Here is a 19,462-nt window from a genome sequence, read left to right as displayed (position 1 = left end):
GAAAGGCGCCACCTCAGCATGAGGTAAAGGCTTCCAATTCACCCTTCTCACGGCAATTTGGAAAGGCGTCAGTCGCCGTTCAGTAAACGCAGCCTCAGGACAAATCGGGCACCCTTGGCCCCGTGGCCACCCGCCCGGACGGCCATCCCGCCGGGTGGGCACGGGGTCTCGCGCGTACGGGCGCTCAGGGGCACTGGCCGTCCGCGACGACCCAGTAGCCGGGCCCGGTCTGCTTGAGGGTGTGGGTGGTGAAGGTGTTCCACAGTCCCATCGGGTCGTTGGAGCCGTTGGCGAAGGTCGAGCCGCCGGACTGGTGCGCCCGTCCCGCCGTGGTGTGGGCGTAGTTGCTGGCCGTCACGCACACGGGCGGAGTGGTCGGGGTGACCGTGGGCGTGGGCGTGACGGTGGGGGTGACCGTCGGGGTGGCGGTCGGCGTCGGCCCGGCTCCGTCGAGCCCGAAGAAGGCGGCGTCGCGGTAGGCCGAGCAGATGCTGTCGAGGAAGTAGGCGCCGGCGGTGCCGCACTGGTCGGCGGCGGTGCCCGGGTCGACCGGGGTCCCGTGGCCCGCGCCGGCGATCTTGTAGAGACGCACCGCGTCGTTGCCGTACTTCTCCAGGGTCGTGCCCGCCGGCAGCGACTCGGCCGAGGTGGGCGTCTGGGAGACGCCGAGGACGTCGGTCCACTGGTCGCGCAGTTCGAGCCCGTTCTTCGGCACGACGACCGCGTCCGACTGCCCGTGCCAGATCGCGACCCTCGGACGCGGGCCCGTGTAGCCGGGGTAGGCGTTGCGCACCAGGTCGCCCCAGACCTTCGGGCTCTTGTCCACACCGGAGTACTGGCAGGTGGTGGTGGAGGCGGGCGGAGAGCAGCGGTAGGGAAGGCCGGACACGACCGAGCCGGCCGCGAACAGGTCGGGGTAGGTGGCCAGCATGACGGCGGTCATCGCGCCGCCCGCCGACAACCCGGTGACGTAGACCCTTCCCGCGTCCAGGCGGTAGGTCTGCGTGGCGTAGCCGACCATCTGCGCCACGGACAGCGCCTGGCCCTGGCCCCTCGCGATGTGGGCCTCCTGGAACCACTGGAAGCAGTTGGACGGGAACGTGCCGGAGTCGATCCGCTCGGGGAAGACGACGGCGAAGTGGTAGAGGTCCGCGTACTTCTTCCAGCCCGAGTTGGTGTAGTAGTCGTTCGCCGTCTGCGTGCACCCGTGCATCGCGACGACCATCGGTGCGCCGGCGGGCAGGTCGTCCGGCCGGTAGACCCACATGTTCAGGCCGCCGGGGTTGGACCCGAAGCCGGTGACCTTGGTGAGGGAGGCCGCGCTGGCGCTGCCCATGGTGAGCTGGAGCGTCGCGACCAAGGACACCAGGCCCACCAGCAGCGTGACGGACGAGTACAGGAAGCGCTTCATCTGACCGCTCCTTCGACGGGACCGATCTCACGGCTGCCGTGAGATCGGTGTGATGGCCATCACACCTTTGGTCCACGCAAAGTTAGATCGCAGGTCGGAAAGCGGAAATGTGCGCGGCACCCACAATCCACCTACTGCCTGTAGGCGGGTGGCCCCCGGCCGCCTACCGGAGGGTCAGGGTCACAGCTCCTCGAGCATGCGCCGCAGGGTGGCGACGGTCCTGGCCGGCGGCTCGGCCTGCACGCTGAGGCTGTTCATGACGTCCCAGTAGTGCATGATCTCGGCGGGCTTGTCGGGGTACAGCGCGCTGGCGAGCTGCTCCAGGTAGACCACATCGGGAAGCTCGTGCGCGGCGAGGCGCAGGATGGTCACGGGGCCGCCTCCCGCGGCGTGGCCGCCGGAGCTGAACGGCATCACCTGCAGGGTGACGTTCGGCAGCGCGCTCATCCGGATGAGGTGCTCTATCTGGGCGCGCATCGTCGCCGCCCCGCCGACGAGCCGGCGCAGCGCGCCCTCGTCGACCACGGCCCACAGCTTCACGGCGCCGGGGCTGGTGAGGATGCGCTGCCGCCTCATCCGCAGGGCCACGCGGCGCTCCACCTCGGCCTCCGTCGCGGAGCGGTCGAGGCGGATCACGGTGCGCGCGTAGTCCTCGGTCTGCAGCAGGCCGGGGACGAACTGCACCTCCCACGAGCGGATCACGCCGGCCGCCTGCTCGAGCCCGATGTAGGCCTCGAACCAGGAGGGCACCACGTCGGTGTACACGTGCCACCAGCCAGGGTTGTTGGCGTGCTCGGCGAGGGACAGCACGGCCTGGCGCTCGTCCTCGTCGGTCACCCCGTACAGGGTCAGCAGGTCGGCCACGTCGCGCGGCTTGAAGCCGGTGCGTCCCAGCTCCAGGCGGCTGATCTTGGTATCGGAGGCGCGGATCGCGTAGCCGGCGGCGGCCCGGGTGATCTCTCCGGCCTCGCGCAACCGGCGCAGCTGTGCTCCGACCAGCATCCGGAGCACCGTGGGCCCGGCCTGCCGGTGATCCAGGATGTGCTCGTCTTCCAGGTCACCCGCGGCCCGAAAAGCCCTCATGCTCCCTCTCCGATGCAGAACCCGAACGCCTGATCACCTTAAAGGATCTCATCCAGGCTTGGACCTTGACTGGCGGTTCGCGTTTCTTGACACATTCATGAGGAATCTAACGCATGAGGGCCCGAAGCGGGTCACCACTAGGGGTACGCACGCGAGGTCACGTCCGCCGCCGGCTCGCGCGGGCCGGAGCCCCGCCGGGATGCGCGGCGGGGCCATGGCGTTTCCTACCGGCTCACCTCTCTTACCGGCTCACGCGCTCTTACCGGCTCACCCGCTCCTCACAGGCTCACCCGCGCCGGAGCCGGAGCGTACGCGCCGAGCCCGCCCCGGCGGTGGCGGCGGATCGCCGCGTCCAGGGACCAGGTGCCCGGGCCGAGCACGGCGACGAGGAAGAACGACCAGCAGAACAGCACGGCGAGCTCGCCGCCGTTACTCAGGGGCAGCAGGGCCTCCGGCTGGTGCACGACGAAGTACGCGTACGCCATGGACCCCGACGACAGCAGCGCGCCGACGCGGGTGAGGAGCCCGGCGAGGACGAGCGCGCCGAAGACCACCTGGATGAGCGCGGCCCACCATCCGGGCCAGGTGCCGAACGGGATGGGCTGGCCCGTGCCCCGGCTGCCGCCGAAGACGCCGAAGACCGACGCCAGCCCGTGGCACAGGAACAGCAGTGCCGTGACGACGCGAAACAGCGAGAGCGCCGGTCCGCCGAACCGGTCGACGTTCATGAGATCACCTCTTGGTCTGGTGGTGGCCGGCACGGGTCGAGGTAACACGGGCGACGGTGACCGTGCGGGAGTGCGACCGGGGCCGCCCGACTGACGATAGTCGCCGACCGGTCACCGTGAGTGACGGTCGGATGGAGTCGCAGACCCCCGGGAAGAGATCAGGGGGGCCGCTTATCGGCGCGCGCAGGGCCATCCGGCACGAGACCGGGACACCGCGGAGTGCCTCTGGCCCGCGATGTGCGCGGGCTCTCGCTGGTATCCCGTCCATGGACCGCGGAGCGCCGGGCCCCGCCGCTCCCCTTCTGACAGGGGGTGACGACGCCCACCCCAGAATCCTGTCAGGGGTGCCCCTCGTCAACGGGCGGGCGGCGGCCCCACGGCGGGGGACGGCGCCACTCGCAGGCCCGGCGGGCTCTCACCTGCCGCTTTCGCCGGGAGGGGAGGCACGAGACGGCGGCCCGCGCCCGGACGGCCGGTGAAACTTTCCCCGCGAGGGACGAGAGCCCCGAAGATCCAAAAAGGCCACTTCCCGGGATGGGAAGCGGCCTTGCGGATGGTGGGCGATACTGGGATCGAACCAGTGACCTCTTCGGTGTGAACGAAGCGCTCTCCCGCTGAGCTAATCGCCCTCCTGTGCCGGGATCCCCCGCTCGGAGGACCTTGCCCGACGGGGAAAACCATACCTCACTCCCGGGGGTGCTGGCGAAGCGGCCAGACAACCGGATCACGAAAGGTTCTCAGGAGTCCGGCGGCGTGGCGCCCTGTTGTCATAGCATCGTCATGCCCCATACTCATCCGAATCGCACCACTTATGATCTTTACCCCGAGACACCCGTAGATGCCCCGTAGGACAGCAGGAACGACACGCAAAACCCTTGCAAACAGGCGCCTCTAAGCGATGTTTGACCAGGTAGAGGCATAAATGTCGCGCTGTGATATGCGTTACAGAAGGGCTCAGGAGCGGAATCTCTCCTGGAGGTTCCTTCGTTTCGCAGACACAGCTCCGAGCGAAGTCCTTCAGAGCACCGCAACCCAAGCCCCGCGCAGGGGACCCACCGACGAAAGGTTTGGCTGACGATGAACGCCACCGTCTCTGCCGAGCTGGGCCTTCGACTTGTGGTCCCCGACCGTACCACCGTCCCCCTGCTCGCCGGCCTGAGCTATACGGCCGACGATCCGTACGCCATCAGGATGGCCTTCCACGTGGGGAACGACGAACCGGTCGAGTGGATCTTCGCCCGCGAGCTGCTGACCGTGGGCATCGTGCGCCGGGTGGGAGACGGCGACGTCCAGGTGTGGCCGGCGCGGGCCGACGGCGAGCGCACGCTGAACATCAGCCTCACCTCGCCCTTCGGCCAGGCGCTGTTCGAGGTCCCGCTGCCGCCGCTGACCGAGTTCCTGCACCGCACGTACGACCTGGTGGCCGCCGGCCGCGAGACCGACTACATGGACCTCGACGACGAGCTGTCGAACATGCTGTGGAGCTCCTGACCGAAACTCACTTCATGAGCTTCCGCATCCTGCCGATCTCCACGCGCTGGCCGGAGGCGACGTCCTGGGCCATCTTGCGCATGGTCTGGTCGGTTCCGCCGGAAAGCTCCTCCCCCGCCATCCGCACGGCGCCCTCGTGATGTCTGATCATCAACCGCAGGAGCAGAGCGTCGAACGCGGCGCCGCGCGACGAGCGCAACCGGTTCATCTCCCCCAGGCTCGCCATGCCGTAGCCCTCCTTGCCCGGCGAGGCCGCGTGCGCGGGATGCTCAGCGGGCACGGCTCGGCCCAGCGCCAGCAGCCATCGCGACATCACCCCCACCTCTGGCCGCTGCCCGACCGCGATGCGCTCGCAGATGCGCAGGACGTCGGGGTTCGAGGTCCGCGAGACGGCGAGGCCGGCCATCTCCAGCGCCTGCCGGTGGTGCGGGATCATCCGCTCCGTGAACAGGACGTCGGCGGCGGACGCCCGTGACTCCGACCGGCCGACGTGCTCGCCCGGCGTGGCCCTGCGTCCCGCGTCACCCGGCGCCCCCGGGATGATCACCGGGGCGCCGCCGCCCGCCACGATGGGCGATCCGCGCCCTGGATCGCCGCCCGTACAGCCCGCCAGCACGGAAGCCAGCCCGGATCCCAGCACAACCGTTACAAAAAGCCCGCACGTGCGGCGCCGGATCACCATAGCTTCCATACTGGGGCACATTCCCAAATTCAGCCGGACAACAGGGGGCATTGTGGGCACGTGGCGGATCGGGGCGTTCGCTTCCATGGCGAGCGCGGTTCTCCTTCTCGGAGCCTGTGCCGGTGATCCACCGCCCTCCATCCCCGCGGCCTCGACGGCGACCCCAGGGCCGTCCACATCGGGCGGGGTGGAGCACAGCGCCAACGCCAGGCTCGTGGCGAACGTCCCGCTGTCCGCGCCGTTCGACGGCGAGGAGGCCTGGGGCACCGACCTCGCCTTCCAGGGGAACTACGCCTACGTCGGCAACTACGAGGGCTTCACGATCCACGACATCACCGACCCGGCCAAGCCCAAGGTCGTCACGCGGGTGGTCTGCCCCGGCGGCCAGAACGACATCTCCGTCACCGGGAACCTGCTCTTCCTCTCGGTGGACGAGCCCAGGGACAACGAGACCTGCCAGAGCAGGCGAGGCGACATGGACGCGGGCTGGGAGGGCATCCGGATCTTCGACATCTCGGACAAGACCCACCCCCGCTACCTGAAGTCCCTGGCCACGGCCTGCGGTTCGCACACCCACACGCTGGTGCCGGGCAAGGACGCCGAGAAGGTCTACCTGTACGTCTCGTCGTTCGGGCCCTCGCCGGACTCCAAGACCTGCAAGCCGCCCCACGACTCCATCGCGATCGTCGAGGTCCCGGTGGGCGACCCCGCCCAGGCCAAGATCGTCGCCCAGCCGGTGCTGTTCACCGACGGCGACGACGAGTCCCAGCCGGGCGCGACCAGCGGATGTCACGACATCACGGTGTACCCGGAGAAGGACCTGGCGGCGGGGGCCTGCCTCGGGAACGGCATCCTGATGGACATCTCCGACCGGGTGCGGCCCAAGGTGCTCCAGGAGATCACCGACACCGAGAACTTCTCCGTCTGGCACTCGGCGACGTTCACCAACGACGCGACCAGGGTGATCTTCTCCGACGAGCTGGGCGGCGGCATCGCCCCGACCTGCGACGCCAAGACCGGGCCCACCCGGGGCGCCGACGCGGTGTACGACATCACCGGGGACCGCAAGCTCCAGCGCAGGGGCTACTTCAAGATCCCGCGCCACCAGACCGAGACCGAGAACTGCGTGGCGCACAACGGCTCGCTGATCCCCGTGCCCGGCAAGACCATCATGGTCCAGGCGTGGTACCAGGGCGGAGTCTCGGTGATCGACTTCACCGACCCCGACCACCCCAAGGAGATCGCGTACGTCGACCGGGGCCCGCTGACCACCTCCGGGGAGCCCAGGCTGGGCGGCTCGTGGTCGGCGTACTACTACAACGGCTACATCTACTCCAGCGACATCACCAAGGGCCTGGACGTCATCGCGATCGACGATCCGCTCACCGATCCGGCGAAGTCCGTCAAGCTGGACAAGCTCAACGCCCAGACCCAGGTGTCCTACCCCGAGTGATCACGGGTCGACGTCGGCCGCGCTCCGCTCCGCGAAGACACGCATCGCCTTGGCGGTGACGGGGCCGGGCGCGGTCGCGAGCACCGTGTCGTCGACGAGCCTGATCGGCTGGATGTCGCGGGTCGTGGAGGTGAGGAACGCCTCCTCGGCCTCGTACAGGGCGGAGATCGGCACGTCGGCCTCCTCGCCGCCGTGCCACTCGAGCACCAGCGCGCGCGTCACGCCGGCCAGGCAGCCGGAGGCGAGGGTGGGGGTGATGAGGTGGCCGTCCCTGACGATGAAGACGTTGCTGCCGGTGCCCTCGCAGAGGTTGCCCGCGAGGTTCTCGAAGACGGCCTCCTGGCCGCCGCGCTCCTTGGCGTACGCCAGGGCCTTGGCGTTGTCGCCGTAGGAGGTGCTCTTCACCCCGGCGAGCGCCCCGCGCTCGTTGCGCGGCCACGGCACCACGGTGACGCTCGCGGTCTCGGAGAACGGCGCCTGGGCTCCGACGATCACGATGGCGCTGGTGCCCTGGTTGCCTCGGTCGGAGCCGAGCGGGCCGTTGCCGCTGGTGTAGGTGACCCGGATGCGGCCGAGCGGCCACGGCGGCGCCTCCGCCAGGCAGGCCCGCACGCCGTCGGCGATCGCGTCCACGTCGGGCGCCGGCAGGCCGAGGCGCTCGGCGGAGAGCTTGAGACGGTCCAGGTGCCTGGTGAGGGCGAACGACTCGCCGTTCACGCACTTGATGGTCTCGAAAACGCCGTCCCCGACCATCAGCCCGTGGTCGAAGACGGAGACGCTGGCCTGCGTGGGATCGATAAGTTCCCCGTTGACCCAGACCGGAACGTTCATCTATGAGATCTCCATTCTTACGAGGTGTTGCCGAGTTCGCCGGGCGCCCGCCGCACGCATGCGCGGCCCGGCCCCGTCGGTACGGGCCGGAGCCAGGACGGCCGTCAGGCCCTCCCGGAGGCGAGCGCGATGAGCCGGGACGCCTTCAACTCGGTCTCGCGCCACTCGCGCCCCGGGTCGGAGCCCCAGGTGATGCCGGCTCCCGTGCCGAAGCGGATGAGATCACGCTCGATCCAGAACGTGCGGATGCCCACGGCCAGCGCGGCCTCGCGCCTGCCCGCGTCGACCCAGCCCACTGCCCCACAGTACGGCCCCCGGGGCGCAGGTTCGAGTTCATTGATGATACGAAGCGCCGAGGACTTGGGCGCACCCGTCACAGAGCCGGGCGGGAAGGTCGCCGAGAACAGCTCCGGCCACCCCCGGCCCCGCTCCAGCGTGGCGCGAACGGTCGACACCAGGTGCACGAGCCCCGGATGCTCCTCCACCGCGCAGAGGGCGGGAACCGTGACGGAGCCGACTTCGGCCACCCTTCCCAGGTCGTTGCGCACCAGGTCGACGATCATGACGTTCTCGGCGTAGTCCTTTTCGAGCAGGTCGTCCGCGGTCACGCCCGTACCCTTGATCGGCCCCGACTCCACGACGTCGCCGGCGCGGGACAGGTAGAGCTCCGGCGAGGCGGAGACCACCGTCAGCCCCGGCACGCGCACGGTGGCGGCGTACGGCGCGGGATTGCCCCGCGCGAGCCTCCCGGCCAGCACCAGCGGGTCGGCGTCGAGCGGGATCTCCGCGGTCAGCACCCGGCACAGGTTCGCCTGGTAGACCTCCCCCTGCTCGATGTAGTCGCGGATCCGCCGGACGCCGTCCTCGTACCCTCGCCGGTCCAGCGAGCTGGTCCACCGCAGCGAGGCGGGCCAGGGCCCGGACGCGCGGGGAAGGGGGGCGGGCCGCACCTCGTCGAACCGGGCGCAGGTGACCTTGCCCTCGTAGGTCACCACGACGGCCCACCATCCGGCACCGTCGAGGGCTTCGAGATCGGTGGTCACATCCCGCAGCCCGGTGGCCAATCGACCTCCGACATGGGCGAAATACACGCCTCCATTCTCCCGCGTGCCGGAACCCCCCTCGCGCCACCGGCCTCCCGGTACCGATCAGCTGGCCGGAACCCCTTCGCGCCACCGACCTTCCCGCGCCCGACCGGCTACCCGGGGGACTTGAGGCCGTCGAGGGATCGGTGGCCCCGGGAGTTCGGGCGACCGTAAATCGGCTTCCGGAAATGTCGTTTATATCGGTGATCGAGGGAAGCCAACCAAGATCGCCGGATGGCCTTGACATCGAACTCGCCCCGGATGTCAGACTCGGCTTTCCATTCCAATTCCCGACCAAGGAGCATGCCGTGGCACAGGTGAATCTCGCCCTGGGAGCGATGTACTTCGGCACCCGACTTGACGAGCGAACGTCTTTCGAGCTGCTTGACCGGTTCGTGGCGGAGGGCGGGACGATAATCGACACCGCCAACTGCTATTCGTTCTGGGCCGACCCGAGCGGCTTCGGCGGGCAGAGCGAAGAGGTGATCGGCAGATGGCTGGCACGCCGTCCCGGACTCCGCGACAAGCTGTACATCAGCACGAAGGTCGGCGCGGAGCCGGGCGGGGACGGCGAGTGGCCCGCCAACCGGGAGGGGCTGTCGGGTCCGGCGATCAAGGCGGCGCTGGAAGGCAGCATGCGCCGTCTTGGCACCGACCGCGTCGACCTGTACTGGACGCACATGGAGGACAGGTCGGCGCAACTGGAGGACACGGCGGGCGCGCTGGCCGAGCTGGTCGAGGCGGGGCTGGTCGGGCGCCTTGGCGCGTCCAACCATCCCATCTGGCGGGTGGAGCGCGCCCGGCGGATCGCCGAGTCCAACGGGTGGGAGGGATACACGGCGCTTCAGCTGCGCCACTCCTACGTCAAACCGCGTCCCGACGCGCCGGTGCCCGACCAGAACCACCGCTTCGGCTGGGTCGGCGAGGAGGTCCTCGACTACGTGGCCTCCGATCCGCGAATGGCCCTGTGGGCCTACACCACGCTCCTCAACGGCGCCTACGTCCGTGAGGACCGCCCATTGATCGAGGCCTACGACCATCCGGGCACCACCCGGCGGCTGGCCGTTCTGGCCGAGGTCGCCGCCGAGCTGGGGATCACGCGCAACCAGGTCGTGCTGGCCTGGCTGACCGGAGGAAACCCCTCTGTGACGCCGATCGTCGGGGTCAGCGACGCCGGGCAACTGGACGAGGCCGTCGCCGGAGTGGCGCTCACCCTTCCCTCCGAGCAGCGGCGGCGCCTCGACGAGACCGCCTGATCCCTACGTCCCGACCCGCACCTCCAGATCCGTACGTCCTGATGCGCACGTCCTGATCCGTACGTCCTGCTGGGCATGTCCCCCGCCGACCGCCGCCGACCGCGGCGGCCGGCGTGGTGACCGCCGGGGCGCGCCGAATGGCTACCTCCTTAGAGCGAGCGTTGGAACCTCCCGCACGCATCCGCCGTAGGTCATGCTTCAGACGTTGACGATTCGCGGCTCCGCGGAGTCGCCACGATCCACCGGCACAGGGGACCGGAACGGATGGAATCCGAAACTCCGGACGCAAGGGCTGACGCATTCACGGGGGTGGTCTTGATGATTGATGGCCGATCGGCCTGTCACCGGTCCGAACGTGAAATCTCCGTACCACCGATGCGCCGTCACCGGACGGCGGCATCCGCACGCGCCTGGATTCATCCACCGGCGGGGGTCGGCCACGCCTGAGAGCGCCCACGCCGCTCCCACCGCGGGTGACCGGTACCGGTCCGCACGGTGAAGCGGTAAAGCGGTAGCAGCGAAGCAGTACCGGTCCGGGCGGTGAAGCGGCAACGCGGTACCGGTCCGCGCGACAAGGCACCACCGGACCACGCGATGGCCCCGGCCGGGAGGCGGCACCAGTCGTCCTCACGGACCGGCCGGCTCATCATGCCCCCGGCGGGAGACGACGCACGACGGCGACCGCACGTCGCCATGTCGTCCGCACAACCGTGGATCCGCCTCGTCACCAGGTCACCATGCCCGGCCGCGGGTGGCCGTTCCGCCACGGCTCACCGCGTATCCACCTGCCCCACGTACGGCACGTACCGCATGACCACGCACGCACCCGTGCGCGTCGGACGGTTTCTCACCCATGCCCCGGCGCGCGCCATCGTGATGAAGGGAATCAGATGCAGGAGCTTCTTTCCCTGAAGCAGGCCGAGGATCTGGACGTCGACCAGATCCACGAGATGTACCGCAACTATGTCAACCGCAGCCAGGTCTCGCTGATGACCTCGTTCGGCTTCGGCCGTGAGCTGGTCGAACACGCCGAGGGCGCCTACCTGTACATGAAGGACGGCCGCCGTGTCCTGGACCTCACCGGCGGCGTCGGGGTCCTCAACCACGGGCACAACCACCCGCGCATCCTCGCGGCCCGGACGAAGTTCCAGCAGGACCGCCGGATGGAGGTCCACAAGACCTACTTCTCCCCCTATCTCGCCGCGCTGGGCCACAACCTCGCCCAGGTGCTCCCCGGCGACCTCACCATGTCGTTCTTCCCGAACTCGGGCGCCGAGGCGGTCGAGGGAGCCGTCAAGCTGGCCTACAAGTACCACCGTGGCCGGCGCAACACGATCCTGCGTTCGGACATCAGCTTCCACGGCAAGCTGCTGGGCTCGGGCGGCCTGACCGGAAGCTCGCAGAACCGTTTCGCCTTCCCCACCATTCCGGGCATCGTGCGCTTCGCCTACGACGACCTGGACTCGGTCCGTTCGGCGCTGCGCGCCAATCGCGGCGATGTGTACGCCCTGCTCATCGAGCCGTTCAGCGCCTCGACGATGAGGTGGTGCTCGGAGGAGTTCCTGCGCGGGGTACGGGAGCTGTGCACCGCCGAGAAGATCGTGCTGATCTTCGACGAGATCTACACCGGGTGGGGGAAGACCGGCAGCCTCTTCTATTTCATGCGCTACCCGGACCTCGTTCCCGACGTGCTGACGACGTCCAAGTCCTTCGGCGGCGGAAAGTCCTCGATCTCCGCGTTCATCGCCCGCGAGCCGATATTCCGCAAGGCGTACGACAACATGGCCGACGCCCTCATCCAGAGCACGAGCACCACGTACTACGGCTTCGGCGAGGAGGCGGCGACCGCCATCGAGGCCGTCAACATCGCCGTGGAGGACGACTACCCGGCACGTGCCCGCGCGCTTGAGGACGTACTTCGCCCCGGCCTCGAACGCATCCGCGCGAAATACCCCGACCAGGTCGCGGAGGTGTGCGGCGCCGGCGCCCTGTGGGGGATCTTCCTGTCCGGCGGGCCCAAGGTGCTCGACCTGGCCGGGAGGCTGCCTCCCCTGAAGGACCCGCTCCTGCGCACGAAGCTGGTCGCCTGCTCGGTGATCGACACGCTCTACCGCGAGCACGACATCTACGCCTACTACACGCTCAACGGGCGCAGCCCCCTGGTCGTCGGCCCCCCGCTGGTGGCCGAGCCGGAGGAGATGGAGCGCTTCCTCGCGGCCCTGGACGCGACGCTCGCGCAGGGCATCCCCCGGCTCCTGAGCCGTTTCCTCAAGGAGAAGGTGAGCTCGCTATGGTGAACCCCTCCCCGCCGTCCCGTGTCGTGGTGACCGGAGCCGCCGGGATCCTCGGCTCCAACCTCGTGACCCGCCTGCTCGCCGACGGCGCCGAGGTGTGCGGGCTCGACCTGCGGGAGATCGCCCCCGAGCCCGGCCTCACGCCGCGCAGGGCCGACATCCGCGACGTGCCGGCGGTGAAGGAGGCCTTCGCCGGCGCCGACATGGTGGTGCACTGCGCGGCGGCGCTCCCCAGCTATCCCGCCGACCAGATCCGCTCGATCATCGTCGGCGGCACCACGGCCGTCCTGCGCGCGGCCCGCGACACGGGCGTACGGCGGGTCGTGCACATCTCCTCGACCGCGGTGTACGGGCTGCCGAAGACGGTGCCGACGACCGAGGACCATCCCCGCGAGCCCGTCGACACCTACAGCGCGGCCAAGGCCGAGGCGGAGGAGCTCGCCGAGAAGTACCGGGCCGACGGGATGTGCGTGAGCGTCCTGCGTCCCAAGACGTTCCTCGGCCCCGGTCGCATGGGGCTGTTCTCGATGCTCTTCGAGTGGGCCGAGGAAGGGCGCAACTTCCCCGTCCTCGGCCGGGGCGACGTGCGCATCCAGATGCTCGGCCTGGAGGACCTCGTCGACGCCGTCACCACCGTCCTCGCCGCCCCCGACGAGGTCGCCAACGACACCTACAACCTGGGCGCGGCCCGATTCGGGACCATCAGGGAGGACTTCCAGTCCGTCCTGGACACGGCCGGCCGGGGCAGGCGCGTGGTGTCGGTCCCGGCCCACGCGGCGGTGGGGGTGCTGCGGCTGCTCGAACGCTTCAAGCTCTCGCCGGTGTACGGAAGGCTCCTGTACAAGCTGCTCGCCGACTCCTACGTGAGCATCGGCAAGGCGCAGGACCGGCTCGGGTTCACCCCCCGGCTGTCCAACCAGGAGGCGATCCTGCGCACGTACGAGTGGTGGCGGCGGCACCGGGACGAGCCGGCGGCCCGGGGCACCGGGCGCACGAGCCGCGAGCCGTGGCGCCAGGGCGTGCTCGCGATGTCCAAAGTCTTCTTCTGACGGTCTCCGGAGGTGAGGTATGTCAAGCACTCCCCTGGATCTGCCGCCCGTGACGGTCCGTCCGGCGCGAGAGCACCGGAGGCCGGCACGTGATCTGCTCGTCCTGCTCCGCCCCCACCAGTGGGTGAAGAACCTGCTGGTGGTCCCCCTGCCCCTGGTGCACCCGTCGGCCTGGAACCCGCCCTCGCTCGCCCGCCTGGCGGGGGCCGTGCTGATCTTCATCCTGGCCTCGTCGGTCGTCTACGTCGGCAACGACATCGCCGACCGCGACCGCGACCGCAGGCATCCGGTCAAGCGCCACCGCCCGATCGCGGCCGGGCACGTCTCGGTGGCGCTGGCGGCCGGCGCCGGCTGCGCGCTGGCGGCGCTGCTCGTCGTGCTGCTGGCCGTGGTGTCACCGGGCCTGGCGTGGCCCGTCGCCGGGTACCTGGCGTTGAACGTGCTCTACAGCGTCTGGCTCAAGCACGTGCCGGTGGTCGACCTGTTCGTCGTGGTGCTCGGGTTCGAGGCGCGGATCGTCGCCGGGTACCAGGCGGTCGGATCGGCCCCGTCCGTCTGGCTGCTGCTCTGCGTCTTCTTCCTGTGTCTCACCCTGATCCTCGGCAAGCGCCGCAGGGAGATCGACGACGCGGGATCGGCGCACCGCCCGGCGCTGGCGGGCTACTCCGCCGCGCTGGTCGACCAGATGCTCACGCTCAGCGCGGGGCTGACCGCGGTCGCGTTCCTGCTCTTCCTCGGCGGTGACGCCTCCTCGGCGGCTTCTGACAACCTGGCGACGCTTGTGCTCGTGCCGCTGAGCCTGTTCGGCCTCTTCCGCTACCTGCGGATCCTCACCCTCCAGGGAGTGGACGGCGATCCGGTGCGCGCGCTGCTGCGCGACCGGGTGATCGTAAGCACCGCCCTGCTGAGCGCCGGCCTGCTGACCGTCCTGCTGGGCGTCGACGGCCTCGGGAGGCTCTCGTGACCACGGTCGCCGAGCAGCCGACGTCGCAGCGGGCCGTTCCACCGGCGCGCTGGTGTCTCGGCACGCGGCTCCTTGTCACCGCGACCCTGGCGTGGGCGGCGCTCCTTCTCGTCCACGCCCTGGTGAGCGGGCGGTGGTGGCTGTGGCTCGTGGTCGAACTCGCCCCGCCGGTGGTCGTGCTCGTCGTCCCGGTCGTGCTGCTCGCCCTCACCCCGCTGGCGGCCCGCCCGGTACGGCTGCCGCTCGCGGTGGTGCTGGCGGCCACGCTCGTACTGGGCGTGCCGCTGTCGGGGCTCAGCCTCCCGGCGGCGGCCGGCGCCGCCCCCGGGGCGGTGAAGGTCTTCTCCTGGAACACCGGCTACTGGCACCAGGGGGAGGATCCGGCGGCCTTCTACTCCTACCTGCGCGCGCAGCATGCCGACGTGTACCTGTTGCAGGAGTACCTCTACTTCTCCGACGACCCGATCAGGATCGACGACCTGCCGCGGATCAGGCGGGAGTTCCCCGGCTACCACGTCGCGGCGGCCAGCGAGCTGGTCACGATCTCCCGGCTGCCGATAGCCGCCTCGCGCCCGGTGGACGCCTCGGCCCTGATGTCCCCCGCCGACGGGAGCGCGCCGCCGGCGGGCACGGGCTGGCGCGACTACTACACCACCAAGGCGCTGCGCACCGACATCCGCGTCGGGGGCGACCTGGTGTCCTTCTACAACGTGCATCTGGCGGTCCAGGTGGACATCCGGCTGAGCCCGTTCTCCCCGGCCTTCTACCGGGTGATCCACGACCAGTACCACCGGAGGGAGGCCGAGCTGCGGACGCTGAGCGCGGACCTGTCGGCCAACGGGAACCCCGCGGTCATCGCCGGTGACTTCAACTCGACATCGCTGATGGCTGATGTGCGCAGGCTGTGCGAACGGTCGCGGTGCCACGATCCGTCCGGCCCGTCGCCGCTGCCCCTGAGCTGGCCGACGGAGGGCATGCCGCGGCTGTGGCGGCTCGACTGGGTGCTCTCCCAGGGAGGTCTCGACGTCACCGGCTACCACTTCACCCCCTCCAAGGGGATGTCCGACCACCTCGCCCAGTCCCTGTCCGTCTCGGTGGCCCGATGATCGCGAAGCTGCGCGCGGTGCTCACCGCGGTCGCGGTGCTGACGGTCGCCGCGTTCGTGGTCCTGACGCTGAAGGACCAGGACTGGGCGCTGCTCGCCACCCTGACCGAGCCGCGCGCGCTCCTGCTGATCGGCGCCGCGATCGTCACCAACGCCGTGGGGCTGTGGTTCGGGATGCTCTCGTGGCGAGCGCTCGTGGTCGGTTTCGGCTCCCGGGCGGGGGTGTGGGAGGGGGCTCGCATCTTCTTCGTGGGCTTCCTCGCGAAGTTCGTGCCCGGCCGGGTGTGGACGCTGCTGGCGAACATGCGCATGGGCAGGACCGTGGGGATCACCCCGGCGCAGATGGCGGCGCTCTACGTGCTGAACATCGCCATCGCGTCCCTGACGGGCCTGATGACCGGGCTGCTCGCGGCGCCGAGCGTGTTCGGCGGGAACAGCGTCTGGATGGCGCTGGCCGCCCTGCCGGTCGTGGTCTTCTTCGCCCGCCCCGGTCTCGCCCACCGCCTCACCGGAGTGGCCGCGCGGCTGCTCCGGCGGCCGGAGCCGGTGACCAGGGCGCCCGACGGGAGCGTGCGCCGGGCGATCACCATGCAGACGCTGTCGTGGCTGATGTCGAGCACGCATGTGTGGTTCCTGGCCATCGCTATGGGCGCCTCGCCGCTCTCGTCGCTCCTGGCCTGCGTGGGCGCCTTCGCGGGCGCCGCCGTCATCGGCTACCTCATGGTGCTGGTGCCCGACGGCCTCGGCGTCCGCGAGGCGATCCTGCTGGCGGCCCTGACCGGGGTGCTCCCCCTTCCGGCGGCGGGCAGCGTCGTGCTGGCCAGCCGGCTGCTCTGCACCGTCACCGAGATCGCCGTGGCGGGAGCCGCGCTGCTCGTCGCCCACCTACGCATACGCCCTGACGGCAACCAAGGAGATGAACCTCGATGGCGGATTTCGACCTCGCAGTCATCCTCAACTACTACTCCCCCTACGTCAGCGGCCTGACCGACTCGGCGAGGGAGATCGCCGAGGGGCTCGCCGGCCGGGGGTGGCGGGTGGCCGTGGTGGCCTCCCAGCACAAGCGGTCCCTTCCCCGGCGGGAGCGCCGGAACGGCGTCGAGATCTTCCGCTGCCCCGTGGTCACGACGATCAGCCGGGGGCCGGTGAGCCTGTCGCTGCCGTTCGTCGCGGGGCAGGTGGCCCGCGCGTCCAGCGTCGCCAACCTGCACATCCCCATGCTGGAGGCGGGTCCCATCGCCCGGCTCTGCGCGCCCACCCCTGTGGTCACGACGTACCACATCGACCTGTGGCTAAGGCCGTCCCTGGTGAGCCCGGCGGTGATCGGTGCCGTGGACACCTCGGCGCGGATGGCGATGCGGCAGTCGGCCGCGGTGGTGGTGAACAGCGACGACCAGGCCCGGCACTCGCGCCTGTGGCCGACCATGCGCCGCTCCCGGGTCCACGCGATCCCCGCCCCCTGCCAGGACCGTACGGGGGGCGGCCCCTCCTACCGGGAGGGCCCCGGCCTGCACGTGGGGTTCGCCGGGCGCATCGCCGCGGAGAAGGGCCTTGCGTACCTGGTGCGGGCGTTCCGCCGCCTGCCCGAGCCGGACGCCCGTCTCCTCCTCGCCGGTGACTACGTCGACGTCGCCGGCGGCAGCGACATCGAGCGCGTCAGGCGGGCCATCGGCGACGACCCGCGCGTCCGGCTCCTCGGGCTGCTGAACGGGCGGCAGATGAGGGACTTCTACGCCTCGATCGACGTGTTCGCCCTCCCGTCGATATCCGAGTCCTTCGGCATCGTCCAGGCGGAGGCGATGATGGCGGGAATCCCCTCGGTCACCACCGACATACCCGGCGGCCGGGTCCCGGTGACGGCCACCGGGTTCGGCCGCGTGATACCGCCCAGGGACCCGGCCGCGATATTCCAGGCGATCCAGGAACTGCGTGACCTGCCCGTGGAGCGCCGGGCGACGGGCGCGCGCGACGCCCGCGCGAAGTTCGGACTCCAGGCCTGCCTCGACGCCTACGAGGACCTGTTCCACTCCCTGGGCGCTAAACCGGGGATTTCACGAAACGCCCAGAAGAAAATCGCGTGACCGCCCCCTCAGCCCGTAGAAATTGTTCCTTGAAAGGTGCCTCATGGAAACATCCGTCAACGCGCCCAGGGTTTCGGTCATCATCCCGAATTACAACTACGCGAAGACCCTGGAGGCCTGCCTGGAATCGGTGTTCTCCCAGACCCTGCCACCGTACGAGGTGATCGTCTCCGACGACGCCAGCACCGACGGCTCCCCCGAGATCGCCGAGCGGTTCCCGTGCCGTCTCGTACGGGCGCCGCGCAACCGCGGGGTCTCAGCGGCCCGCAACGCGGGGGTGGCCGCCAGCACCGGCGACATCCTGTTCTTCATGGACTCCGACCAGGCGCTGGCGTCCGACGCCATCGAGCAGGCGGTCAAGGCGCTGCGGGACGAGGCCGGCTACGACTGCGTACACGGGGTCATCGCGCCCGAGCCGATGATCGACGACGGGCCGGTCGAGTGGGTCATGACGATGCTCGCCCATTTCGCCCGCATGCGCGCGGCGGGACCCACCGTGACGGTCTACTTCCAGGCCGCGGCGATGCACCGGTCGGTCTTCGAGGACGTCGGGCCGTTCGACGAGTCCCTGCGCGACTTCGAGGACGTCGAGTACAGCGAGCGGCTGTCGGCGAAGTACCGCATCGGCCTCAGCGACAAGGTGGTGGTCTACCACGACGACGAGGACCGGCTGCCCGACCTGCTCTCCGAGCAGTACCGCAGGTCACAACTCATGATCCCGTTCGTGGCGGCGCACAGGAACCGGCCGGGCGCGCTGCGGCCCAACAGCACCCTCGGCGTCGCCATGGCCTCGCTCACCGTGGCCACCCTCCCGGCGTTCCTCGTCTCGCGGAAGCTGGCGGCGCTGCCCCTGCTGTCGGCCACGGTGTTCGCCTGCTCGAATCCCGGCCTCTACCGCTTCGTCCTCCGCAGGCGGGGGCCGAGGTTCCTCGGGCGATTCGCCGGCATCCACTTCCTGCTCAACGTGGCGATCGCGGCGGGCGCGGCGGCCGGGGGCCTGCGGTCGCTCCGCGACCCCGACTTCGGGCGTCCGGCGGTACGGGGCGGGGGCTCGGCGACTTCTTCCTGACTGTCCGTAAATTCCATTATGGGACATGTGGGACGAATGTTATGTACCAACAGAGACGCTTGAGATTGGTTATTGCACATCTACACCACATGTCCCATAATGTATATATAAGTACTTGGCCCGCCCAACATACGGGGGTTTGAGTGGAACAACCAAGTAGAACAAAGATCGACGATCGAATAAGCAGGAAACTTGACGTCGGAATAGTCTGCGAGAACGAAATCCTCCGCTACGGCCTCAAGGTCACTCTGCACGACATCATGACGGTGCGAACCGTACGGGAGATCGCGAAACAGTCCGCATACCCGGGTGGCAACGGGCTCGGCTCGCTCGACATCGTCATCATCTCCTACGCCGAATGGGCCACGGCCATGCGCGTCGTGCCGGCCGCGCGGGCGGCGAACATACGCGTGCTGGCCTTCGTCGACGACGTCAGCGCCAAGGACCCCGAGAAACTGGTGTCCCTCAGGCCTGACGGTTTCATCCTGCAGCGTGACCTGACCAAGCGCCGGCTGGAAGACGCCCTGATACGGGTTTCACGCAGCGAGACGCCGATGCCGACGGAAATCGTCTCGCAGGTGTTCGACTCCGCGATACGCATTCTGAAAACCTCCCATCCGCGTTTCGTCGAGCTGACGCCGAGAGAACAGGACGCCCTTGAGCTGCTCGCGGACGGGCTGAGCAACAAAGAGATCGCGCAGCGCCTTTCCGTTTCCCTGCACGGCGCGAAACGCCTGGTCGGCAATATCCTGCTGAAACTGAATTGCCCCAACCGCACGCAGGCCGTCGTCCTCGCCATGAGACACGGCCTGCTACGCGACCGCAATTGATACCCTTTCCCGCCGCCCGCCCACCGCCGGGCCTGTGAAAGAACCACTGG

At 69.5% G+C, this 19,462-nt stretch carries 17 protein-coding genes and 1 tRNA gene; 11 read left to right on the top strand and 7 right to left on the bottom strand.

What is annotated here, in order from left to right; genetic code table 11:
• Positions 1-184: 184 nt before the first annotated feature.
• From OG589_RS08050 to OG589_RS08035, 4 genes are all read right to left on the bottom strand, one after another.
• Positions 185-1,411: an alpha/beta hydrolase family esterase gene (locus OG589_RS08050; protein WP_405147549.1), complete on the bottom strand. Its 1,227-nt coding sequence runs from the start codon at positions 1,409-1,411 to the stop codon at positions 185-187.
• A gap of 180 nt (positions 1,412-1,591) precedes the next feature.
• Positions 1,592-2,494 carry a helix-turn-helix domain-containing protein gene (locus tag OG589_RS08045; protein WP_405147547.1) on the bottom strand — a complete coding sequence of 301 codons (903 nt, stop codon included), beginning with the start codon at positions 2,492-2,494 and terminating at the stop codon, positions 1,592-1,594.
• 278 nt (positions 2,495-2,772) lie between these two features.
• On the bottom strand, positions 2,773-3,222 hold the full coding sequence (locus OG589_RS08040; RefSeq protein ID WP_405147545.1) for a DoxX family protein: 450 nt from the start codon (positions 3,220-3,222) through the stop codon (positions 2,773-2,775).
• A 554-nt stretch (positions 3,223-3,776) separates the two neighbouring features.
• Positions 3,777-3,851, bottom strand: a tRNA-Val gene (locus OG589_RS08035).
• Between the two features lie 448 nt (positions 3,852-4,299).
• Here OG589_RS08035 and OG589_RS08030 point away from each other — a divergent pair.
• Positions 4,300-4,713 carry an SsgA family sporulation/cell division regulator gene (locus tag OG589_RS08030; protein WP_405147544.1) on the top strand — a complete coding sequence of 138 codons (414 nt, stop codon included), beginning with the start codon at positions 4,300-4,302 and terminating at the stop codon, positions 4,711-4,713.
• 7 nt (positions 4,714-4,720) lie between these two features.
• Here the strand turns inward: OG589_RS08030 and OG589_RS08025 are convergent, their stop codons facing one another.
• A complete protein-coding gene (locus OG589_RS08025; RefSeq protein WP_405147542.1) occupies positions 4,721-5,353 on the bottom strand; it encodes a DUF305 domain-containing protein in 633 nt (210 codons plus the stop codon).
• A 127-nt stretch (positions 5,354-5,480) separates the two neighbouring features.
• Between OG589_RS08025 and OG589_RS08020 the strand changes: the two genes are divergently transcribed.
• Positions 5,481-6,848 carry an LVIVD repeat-containing protein gene (locus OG589_RS08020; RefSeq protein ID WP_405147540.1) on the top strand — a complete coding sequence of 456 codons (1,368 nt, stop codon included), beginning with the start codon at positions 5,481-5,483 and terminating at the stop codon, positions 6,846-6,848.
• Here the strand turns inward: OG589_RS08020 and OG589_RS08015 are convergent, their stop codons facing one another.
• A complete protein-coding gene (locus OG589_RS08015; protein ID WP_405147538.1) occupies positions 6,849-7,679 on the bottom strand; it encodes an aminotransferase class IV in 831 nt (276 codons plus the stop codon).
• 104 nt (positions 7,680-7,783) lie between these two features.
• The gene (locus OG589_RS08010) at positions 7,784-8,743 is read right to left on the bottom strand and encodes a chorismate-binding protein (RefSeq protein WP_405147536.1); all 960 of its coding nucleotides are present in this window, start codon (positions 8,741-8,743) and stop codon (positions 7,784-7,786) included.
• A gap of 329 nt (positions 8,744-9,072) precedes the next feature.
• On the opposite strand from OG589_RS08010, the gene OG589_RS08005 reads away from it, so the two are divergent.
• From OG589_RS08005 to OG589_RS07965, 9 genes are all read left to right on the top strand, one after another.
• The gene (locus tag OG589_RS08005) at positions 9,073-10,020 is read left to right on the top strand and encodes an aldo/keto reductase (RefSeq protein WP_405147535.1); all 948 of its coding nucleotides are present in this window, start codon (positions 9,073-9,075) and stop codon (positions 10,018-10,020) included.
• Between the two features lie 890 nt (positions 10,021-10,910).
• Positions 10,911-12,317, top strand: a complete 1,407-nt coding sequence (locus OG589_RS08000) for an aspartate aminotransferase family protein (RefSeq protein WP_405147533.1) — start codon at positions 10,911-10,913, stop codon at positions 12,315-12,317.
• On the top strand, positions 12,311-13,363 hold the full coding sequence (locus tag OG589_RS07995) for an NAD-dependent epimerase/dehydratase family protein (RefSeq protein WP_405147531.1): 1,053 nt from the start codon (positions 12,311-12,313) through the stop codon (positions 13,361-13,363). Before OG589_RS08000 ends, OG589_RS07995 begins: the two co-directional genes overlap by 7 nt.
• A 19-nt stretch (positions 13,364-13,382) precedes the next feature.
• A complete protein-coding gene (locus tag OG589_RS07990; protein WP_405147529.1) occupies positions 13,383-14,327 on the top strand; it encodes a UbiA prenyltransferase family protein in 945 nt (314 codons plus the stop codon).
• Positions 14,324-15,433 carry an endonuclease/exonuclease/phosphatase family protein gene (locus OG589_RS07985; protein WP_405147527.1) on the top strand — a complete coding sequence of 370 codons (1,110 nt, stop codon included), beginning with the start codon at positions 14,324-14,326 and terminating at the stop codon, positions 15,431-15,433. Before OG589_RS07990 ends, OG589_RS07985 begins: the two co-directional genes overlap by 4 nt.
• Complete coding sequence (locus OG589_RS07980; protein ID WP_405147525.1) at positions 15,430-16,419, top strand: lysylphosphatidylglycerol synthase domain-containing protein; 990 nt, start codon at positions 15,430-15,432, stop codon at positions 16,417-16,419. The genes OG589_RS07985 and OG589_RS07980 overlap by 4 nt, the downstream gene beginning before the upstream one ends.
• A complete protein-coding gene (locus OG589_RS07975) occupies positions 16,359-17,513 on the top strand; it encodes a glycosyltransferase family 4 protein (RefSeq protein ID WP_405147523.1) in 1,155 nt (384 codons plus the stop codon). Before OG589_RS07980 ends, OG589_RS07975 begins: the two co-directional genes overlap by 61 nt.
• A 43-nt stretch (positions 17,514-17,556) precedes the next feature.
• Positions 17,557-18,582 (top strand): glycosyltransferase family 2 protein, encoded by a 1,026-nt coding sequence (locus OG589_RS07970; protein WP_405147521.1) that lies wholly within the window; start codon positions 17,557-17,559, stop codon positions 18,580-18,582.
• Positions 18,583-18,842: 260 nt separating this feature from the next.
• A complete protein-coding gene (locus OG589_RS07965) occupies positions 18,843-19,412 on the top strand; it encodes a response regulator transcription factor (protein WP_405147519.1) in 570 nt (189 codons plus the stop codon).
• Positions 19,413-19,462: the final 50 nt, after the last annotated feature.

The organism is Sphaerisporangium sp. NBC_01403, assembly GCF_045040145.1.
In the GTDB taxonomy this organism is placed as follows: Bacteria; Actinomycetota; Actinomycetes; order Streptosporangiales; family Streptosporangiaceae; genus Sphaerisporangium; species Sphaerisporangium viridialbum.
The sequence above is the reverse complement of the archived record's forward strand: the minus strand, read 5'-3'. Positions and strand labels throughout refer to the sequence as shown.

What these genes read in the sequence shown, in the direction of transcription:
- OG589_RS07990 (WP_405147529.1), top strand. Translation starts at nt 13,383, where the DNA reads ATGTCAAGCACTCCCCTGGATCTGCCGCCCGTGACGGTCCGTCCGGCG.
- OG589_RS08020 (WP_405147540.1), top strand. Translation starts at nt 5,481, where the DNA reads ATGGCGAGCGCGGTTCTCCTTCTCGGAGCCTGTGCCGGTGATCCACCG.
- OG589_RS08015 (WP_405147538.1), bottom strand. Translation starts at nt 7,679, where the DNA reads ATGAACGTTCCGGTCTGGGTCAACGGGGAACTTATCGATCCCACGCAG.
- OG589_RS07995 (WP_405147531.1), top strand. Translation starts at nt 12,311, where the DNA reads ATGGTGAACCCCTCCCCGCCGTCCCGTGTCGTGGTGACCGGAGCCGCC.
- OG589_RS08050 (WP_405147549.1), bottom strand. Translation starts at nt 1,411, where the DNA reads ATGAAGCGCTTCCTGTACTCGTCCGTCACGCTGCTGGTGGGCCTGGTG.
- OG589_RS08000 (WP_405147533.1), top strand. Translation starts at nt 10,911, where the DNA reads ATGCAGGAGCTTCTTTCCCTGAAGCAGGCCGAGGATCTGGACGTCGAC.
- OG589_RS07965 (WP_405147519.1), top strand. Translation starts at nt 18,843, where the DNA reads ATGACGGTGCGAACCGTACGGGAGATCGCGAAACAGTCCGCATACCCG.
- OG589_RS07980 (WP_405147525.1), top strand. Translation starts at nt 15,430, where the DNA reads ATGATCGCGAAGCTGCGCGCGGTGCTCACCGCGGTCGCGGTGCTGACG.
- OG589_RS07970 (WP_405147521.1), top strand. Translation starts at nt 17,557, where the DNA reads ATGGAAACATCCGTCAACGCGCCCAGGGTTTCGGTCATCATCCCGAAT.
- OG589_RS08045 (WP_405147547.1), bottom strand. Translation starts at nt 2,494, where the DNA reads ATGAGGGCTTTTCGGGCCGCGGGTGACCTGGAAGACGAGCACATCCTG.
- OG589_RS08030 (WP_405147544.1), top strand. Translation starts at nt 4,300, where the DNA reads ATGAACGCCACCGTCTCTGCCGAGCTGGGCCTTCGACTTGTGGTCCCC.
- OG589_RS07975 (WP_405147523.1), top strand. Translation starts at nt 16,359, where the DNA reads ATGGCGGATTTCGACCTCGCAGTCATCCTCAACTACTACTCCCCCTAC.
- OG589_RS08040 (WP_405147545.1), bottom strand. Translation starts at nt 3,222, where the DNA reads ATGAACGTCGACCGGTTCGGCGGACCGGCGCTCTCGCTGTTTCGCGTC.